The sequence below is a fragment of the Monashia sp. HAY1-2A genome, assembly GCF_056755315.1.
Genome location: NZ_JBNDHY010000842.1, coordinates 1 through 231, shown reverse-complemented (window position 1 = coordinate 231; position 231 = coordinate 1). Strand labels below are relative to the sequence as shown.

At 69.3% G+C, this 231-nt stretch carries 1 protein-coding gene; it reads right to left on the bottom strand.

Annotated features, from left to right (window positions below):
* Positions 1–24 precede the first annotated feature (24 nt).
* Positions 25–231: hypothetical protein (locus tag ACPYOM_RS24140; protein ID WP_481347923.1), on the bottom strand; the 207-nt coding region annotated here is incomplete at its 5' end.

The following is a 231-nucleotide window of genomic DNA, read 5'->3' as shown; positions in this document are numbered from 1 at the left end:
ACACTCTCTCCTTCGTCGGCAGCGTCAGATGTGTATAAGAGACAGGTCCTGGACGGCGGAGCGGTTGCCGGGCTGCGCGGCGTCGACGCGACCCTGCCGCCGGTGCCCGCGGGACGCGTGCACGACGTGACCCTGCGCCTCGAGGCTGTCTCTTATACACATCTCCGAGCCCACGAGACGCGTAGTAATCTGGGGGGGGGGGGTGTTCTGGGGGGGAGGGGGGGGGGGGGG